This is a genomic window from Ruegeria sp. AH12 (genome assembly GCF_056541465.1).
In genome coordinates, this window is the sequence record NZ_JBQFYL010000218.1 from 1 (window position 1) to 542 (window position 542).

A 542-nucleotide genomic window follows, 5' to 3' on the forward strand; every position below is an offset into this window, starting at 1 on the left:
CTAGGTCATCTGCTCGGCCTCTGCCAGAACCAAGCCCTGTTTATAGACCTTGCGCGTCAAACGCCGCTTCGCGCGTCGGACCGAGGCAATCAGGGTCTTGTCTTTCACGCCAAGCTTTTTACGCAGCAACCGAATGGTCTCTGCGATCCGGGTCTGGATATCGATTTCCTGCGTCATTGGCGCCTCCTGACGGGACAATGTAGCCGCGCGTCACACCGGCGACAATGGGGCTGGTTGTTCCGCGCGGTGACGCGTATCACAGAAGCATGCTGAATACGATCATCCATGGCGACCCGACTGATCATCCGCCCCTGCTGATAGCGCATGGCCTCTATGGTTCGGCGCGCAATTGGGGAGTCATTGCGCGGCGACTGTCGGACGAAAGACAGGTGATTGCCGTCGATATGCGCAATCACGCCTACAGCTTTTGGGATGCTCAGCATGGCTACCCAGATTTGGCGCATGATCTGGCAAAGGTCATCGACAGCGTTGGCGGCATCGCCGATATCGTCGGGCATTCCATGGGTGGAAAAGCTTCGATG

General features: G+C 57.7%; 2 protein-coding genes. One reads left to right on the forward strand and one right to left on the reverse strand.

Annotated features, from left to right (window positions below):
* The gene (locus ACR0EL_RS22720; RefSeq protein WP_480502386.1) at nt 1-177 is read right to left on the reverse strand and encodes a hypothetical protein; all 177 of its coding nucleotides are present in this window, start codon (nt 175-177) and stop codon (nt 1-3) included.
* 89 nt (nt 178-266) lie between these two features.
* Here ACR0EL_RS22720 and ACR0EL_RS22725 point away from each other — a divergent pair.
* Nucleotides 267-542: alpha/beta fold hydrolase (locus ACR0EL_RS22725; RefSeq protein ID WP_480502387.1), on the forward strand; the 276-nt coding region annotated here is incomplete at its 3' end.